The sequence below is a fragment of the Streptomyces sp. UNOC14_S4 genome (assembly GCF_020740835.1).
GTDB lineage: Bacteria > Actinomycetota > Actinomycetes > Streptomycetales > Streptomycetaceae > Streptomyces.
This window is the reverse complement of sequence record NZ_JAINFC010000547.1, coordinates 1-4,915: the sequence shown is the minus strand read 5'-3', so window position 1 is coordinate 4,915 and position 4,915 is coordinate 1. Positions and strand designations below refer to the sequence as shown.

5 protein-coding genes and 1 pseudogene are annotated in these 4,915 nt (G+C 70.8%); 2 read left to right on the top strand and 4 right to left on the bottom strand.

Annotated elements, in window-relative coordinates; all coding sequences use genetic code 11:
• Together K6I34_RS31705 and K6I34_RS31700 are read right to left on the bottom strand one after the other, a co-directional pair.
• Window positions 1-571, bottom strand: a pseudogene (locus K6I34_RS31705) (hypothetical protein); the annotation flags it as partial.
• 14 nt (window positions 572-585) lie between these two features.
• Window positions 586-1,470: an alpha/beta fold hydrolase gene (locus tag K6I34_RS31700; RefSeq protein ID WP_229331362.1), complete on the bottom strand. Its 885-nt coding sequence runs from the start codon at window positions 1,468-1,470 to the stop codon at window positions 586-588.
• Between the two features lie 216 nt (window positions 1,471-1,686).
• On the opposite strand from K6I34_RS31700, the gene K6I34_RS31695 reads away from it, so the two are divergent.
• Window positions 1,687-2,241, top strand: a complete 555-nt coding sequence (locus K6I34_RS31695) for a hypothetical protein (protein WP_229331360.1) — start codon at window positions 1,687-1,689, stop codon at window positions 2,239-2,241.
• Between the two features lie 24 nt (window positions 2,242-2,265).
• Here K6I34_RS31695 and K6I34_RS31690 read toward each other — a convergent pair whose 3' ends face one another.
• Window positions 2,266-2,958 carry a hypothetical protein gene (locus K6I34_RS31690; RefSeq protein WP_229331358.1) on the bottom strand — a complete coding sequence of 231 codons (693 nt, stop codon included), beginning with the start codon at window positions 2,956-2,958 and terminating at the stop codon, window positions 2,266-2,268.
• 495 nt (window positions 2,959-3,453) lie between these two features.
• Here K6I34_RS31690 and K6I34_RS31685 point away from each other — a divergent pair, with 495 nt between their 5' ends.
• A complete protein-coding gene (locus K6I34_RS31685; protein ID WP_229331356.1) occupies window positions 3,454-4,248 on the top strand; it encodes a hypothetical protein in 795 nt (264 codons plus the stop codon).
• Between the two features lie 28 nt (window positions 4,249-4,276).
• Here K6I34_RS31685 and K6I34_RS31680 read toward each other — a convergent pair.
• Window positions 4,277-4,915: polysaccharide deacetylase family protein (locus K6I34_RS31680; RefSeq protein WP_229331354.1), on the bottom strand; the 639-nt coding region annotated here is incomplete at its 5' end.

The following is a 4,915-nucleotide window of genomic DNA, read 5'->3' as shown; positions in this document are numbered from 1 at the left end:
CCCGCAGGCCTTCCAGGTCGACGAGCGGGCCGGTCAGGTGTATCGCGTGGTCCGCGCCGGCGTCGGTGAACTCGGCCGCGCGCCGCGGAACGCCGGGGAAGTTCTGGACCACGCTGTGGTCGGCCAGCAGGTGGGCGGCGAGGACGTGTTCGTGCGGTGAGAGGCGGGCCAGGTGGCGGCGCACCGCCGGAAGAGTGGTACGCGGCACGGTCGCGCAGAGCTCACGGATCCGCGCCAGGGAGTGCCGGTGCTGCCAGAAGCCGAACAGGCAGTCCACCAGGACCACCGGGCGGCGTGCCACGAAGGCGCGCAGGACGAGGTCGGCGTCCATGACGGAGACGACCTGGTCGCTGCCCTCCAGCAGTGGTTCGAGCGGGTCGGCTCCGTTCCCGTGCGGCGGCCCGGCGAGCTCGTGGACGCTGTCGAAGGCGGCGGCGTTGCGGCGGGCGAACGCCGCCGCGACACCGTCCCCCGCGAACACCCGCTGGTGTCCGGGGAGCAGCCGGGAGACGGCGACGAGTACGGAGGCCGGGCCGAAGCCGCAGTTCTGGGCTCCCATCAGGATGCGCACGGCGCGTCAGCCCGTCAGCCGCGCACGGGGCGCGCGTCGGCCAGGATTTCCGCGAGCCGCACGGCGAAGAGGGCGGGGTGTCCGGCGTAACCGGAGTGCCCGCCGGGGAACTCCGCCAGTGTCCGGCCGAGCCGCTGCGCGAGGACGGCCGCCGGCCGGTGCACGTCGTGGGTACGTGATTCCCGGCCACCTGCCATGACGACGCGGTCCGCCACAGCCGTCAGCGCGGTGATGTCGGGCACACAGCGGGAGGAGGACAGCATGACGTGGGAGAGGAAGAACGCGTTGTTGTCGGCCGCCTCGGGAAGCTCCGGTGCGGGCCTTCCGCCGAAGAGGGCCCGGAGCCTGTCCAGGGCCGCCGGAACGCCCTCCCGGCGGAACGTCGCGTGCACCTCGTCGAAGAACGCGGCGTGCCGCGCCGCGTCCGGCAACACCCCCATGGCTGGCGGCTCATGGGCGACGGCCAGCCGGACCCTCCGCGGATCGCGGACCACGAGTTCCAGGGCGATCGACCCGCCCGCGCAGCTGCCGAACACCCGCACCGGCTCGCCGGGGCCGCCGACGTGGTCGAGCAGCCGGCCGACGTCGTCGGCCTGGGTGTCGAGCCACGTTTCGGTCCGCGTATCGGTCCACGTATCGGTCCACGTATCGGTCCACGTATCGGTCCACGTATCGGACGGCGGTTCGGGCGGCGGTTCGTCGAGGGGGCTGCGGGAGATGCCGCGCGGGTCGTAGGTGACGACGCGGTGGCAGGCGGCGAGCTCGTCGGCCAGGCCCCGGAAGACGTCGGCGTCGGAGGCGCCGCCCGGGATGAGCAACAACAGCGGCCCGGATCCGCGCACTTCGAAATACAGCTCCGCGCCCGGCACGGCCAGCGCGCCGCTCTCCAGCGTGTCCATCTCTCTCCAGCTCGCTCAGACCCGGGGCCCTGCGGGAGATCGATCCCCGTGGCGGGTCAAAGGGGGCGGAACGAGACTATGCGCGGGACAGCCGGTACAGGTAGGCGTGCGCACCGCGTCGCACGCGGTTGTACGAGACCGGGCATCCGTCGTCGCTCCGGCACGCCCGTCTCCGGACCGTATGACCGGGGCATGGACTGCCTCATGTTGCTCAGCGTGAAGAGAACCGCGGTGACGGACGGCGGGAAGAGCGGGAAGCGGCTGCGCGCGGTCGCCCTGGCGGCCGCCGTACTGTTCGGCATGGCCGCGCCGGTCCCGGCGTCCGCCCATCCCCGGGAGTCCGGACCGCTGCTGTGTCAGGGCACCGAGTCCATCCGCTACGAACCGGGGGTCACCCTCCAGGCACGCCCCATCCACATCACGGTCGACGGACGCTTCACCTCCTGCGGCGGCGGTGACGGCAAGGCGAAGAGCGGTGGCTACCACGACGAGTTCACTCTCGAAACCGGCTGCACCAACCTCCTCGAAGGGTTCCACGCCCGCCGGACCTACACCTGGAGCACCGGTGACTCCAGCACTGCCGACATCGCCGGCAGCAGCACGGCCGTAGCCGGCCAGGTGGTCACCCCGGCTGCCGGAACCGTCACCCACGGCCGCTTCCGCAGCCGGAAACTGCTCCAGGTCATCCCCGTGCTCCAGCCGAGCCTTCTGCAGTGCCTGGGGAACGGTTTCACCAGCGCGACCGGGGTGACGACCTTGGCGATCTCCTAGAGCTGGCCTTCTGGAGGCGGTCTTCTAGAGGCGGTCCGCGAACAGCCCCTGGTCGACGATGCGGTGGGCGGGGACGTCGCAGATCAGGTACGGGATGCGGGCCTCGCAGGAGTCGCAGGAGTGGGCGGTCCAGGAGCCTGCGGCGCCTCGGCCGCGCCAGGTCCGCACGTGGTCGGTGTCCTCCGCGCCGGGGCCGACGTACGCCATCTCGCTCACGCGCACGTACTCGACGGATTCCCAGTCGAGGCGCAACTGACCCAGACCGAGCAGGAGTTTGACGGCCGGACACGGCCTGCCGACATCCTCCACGCCCACGCTCAGGTCCACTTTCTCGCCGCGGACCGTCAGCCACCCCGTGCGGTCGGCGGGGACGGCCGGGTTCACCTGCTGCCACTCCCCCGGGTGGTGGGTGATCCCGTCGAGGTGTTCGTCCCGGAGCCAGGGATCGGCGGTCCGCCCGCTGGAAGCGACGAGGAAGTGGTCCTTCCCGTCGATCCTCGCTTCGAGCGCGCCCAGCAGGAAGACGGCGGCAGGGTCGCCGGTCAGGCCCCGGTCCTGCCTCAGGTTCTCGCCGATCCTCGCGACGACCTCGCGCAGGCGCTCGCTGTCGGTCAGTTCGGGAATGCCGTGGAGTGCCTTGCCTTCGTCTTCCCGGTTCCTGGCCCAGTGGCACCTGGGGCAGGTGTCGGACGCTCGGCCGCCATGCCGGAGAATCACTGCCCGGTCCGGTCGCCGGGGCCTCACTTTCGCCATGCCCACCCTCCGTCGGTTTTCCGTGGCGCGGGGAAACTAGCATGTGACAGCCTTGCCTTCGGTCCGGCGTCAGGGGGCAGCGGCCAGATTTGGACGTCGTGGCGTGACGCCCGGTCGCGCCGGCGTCACCCTCCGAAGGTCGACTTCGGGTCCGGTTTCGGTCCGTCCGGCCCGTACTCGCCACGGGTCATGACCGTTTCCCGAGCGACCCCGAGGGACATCGGCGACCGGTCGCCACACTTGCCGACAAAGAGGTCAACGGTTGGATTCCTTCGCGGAGCCCGACGAAAGCTCCGCCGCCGGCCGCCCGCCACCTGGCCTGATCGGCGCCGCTCCGGAGCTGTTCCGGAGCCGTCCGCTGATAGCGTGCGCCCGAATTTCACGTCCCACACTTGTCCCACACTCACGGCGGCCCGTGCCTCGCGCGGCCGAACGGTCGGGGAGGAATGCGCTGTGGCAATGACCGTCGGCGAAATCAAGGAATGGCTCAAGACCCTTTCGCCCCCCACCCCGGAAGTGGCGCTGCCCGACGGCCTCCCGGACGAACTGGGGGAGCTCAAGAACGCGGTGAACCTCGACGCCCTTTCGGACTGGTTCGCCATGAGCTCCACCCTCACCATGATGGTCCCGGACACGGCCAATCTCTGCGTCACCGGAATCATCGTCCGGGAAACCCCCAACCTCTCCCTCTGGTTCTTCAGTGACGACGAGGCGAACCCCGACGACGCTCCCGTCATCGGCGTCCAGGTCGGCCTGGCGCTGAGGAAGCACCCCGTGCTGTCCGTCCTCGGCGCCCTCGGGCTGCGGGAGGCGACGCTGGTCCACGAGATCCGCGTCGTGGACGGAGCCGCCGTCCGCGAGCTCTACGCCCAGGCGGCACTCGTCGTCGACGAGGGGGTCGAGGAGGACGAGGAGAACAATGGGGAGGAGACCCTCCTCATCATCTGCCCCCTCGACTTCGCGACGGGCCAGAAGAGCTACGCGTTCGCCGTGGAGCCCGAGGCCGGAAAGGAACGGCGCACCGCCGAGGCGCTCTTCGGGCTGTTCGGCGCCACCCCGCCGCCTGCTCTGGAGGACGTCACCCCGAGGCGCCTGACCCTGACGTACGAGCCCGGCGAGCCCGGCGAGGAATCCGCCCGGTTCCGCATCGCGTTCCCCACGAAGGAGAAGGGCGGCGGCGAGCTCGTCGCCACGTCGGAACGACAGGCCGACGGCACCCTCACGTGGACCGTGCGCGTCGACGGCGGCCTCTGAGCCGGCTGACTCGGCTGACTCGGCTGAGTCAGCACTTCAGCACCGCCGGAATGTTCCGTGTCGTGGCTCCCGTGTCCCGGCAGAACGCGTAGCCCTGCCCCCGGAGGTCGCCGATGATGTCCGGCAGCACATCCGGGTAGCGGGTGAACAGGTGCCCCAGCACCACTCCGCCCCGCTTGTCCGCAGCCGACGCGTCCGTCACCGCCGCGCGGATCTGGGACGCCGTCCGGGAGCCCCCGGGCCCGTCCCAGTCGAGCGTGTCGATGGTCCAGGTGCACATGCGGTAGCCCAGTTCCGCGGCGATCCGGGTCTCGCGCTCGCCGAAGTCGCCGTACGGCGGGCGCAGCAGTGTGCTGGCGACCCCCTTGGTGATCTCGGTGCGCACCTCCTGGTCCGAGAGCTGCGGCAGGTGCGGGTGGGACCAGGTGTGGTTGCCGACGTAGTGGCCCTGTCTGCGCAGGGTCTCGACGGTGCCGGGGTACTGGGACGCGTACTCGTTGATGAGGAAGAACGCGGCGCGGATGCCCTTGCCCTGCAGGTACTCCCCCACCTGCACGGCGCGCTTGGAGTTGTCGTAGGACCAGTCGTCGAAGGTCAGCAGCACCCTGTTCGACGTGTTTCCGCAGCGCTGGATGTCGTACGAGGCGGCCTGGCGGGGGCCGGTGGC

What these genes read in the sequence shown, in the direction of transcription:
- K6I34_RS31700 (WP_229331362.1), bottom strand. Translation starts at nt 1,470, where the DNA reads ATGGACACGCTGGAGAGCGGCGCGCTGGCCGTGCCGGGCGCGGAGCTG.
- K6I34_RS31685 (WP_229331356.1), top strand. Translation starts at nt 3,454, where the DNA reads ATGACCGTCGGCGAAATCAAGGAATGGCTCAAGACCCTTTCGCCCCCC.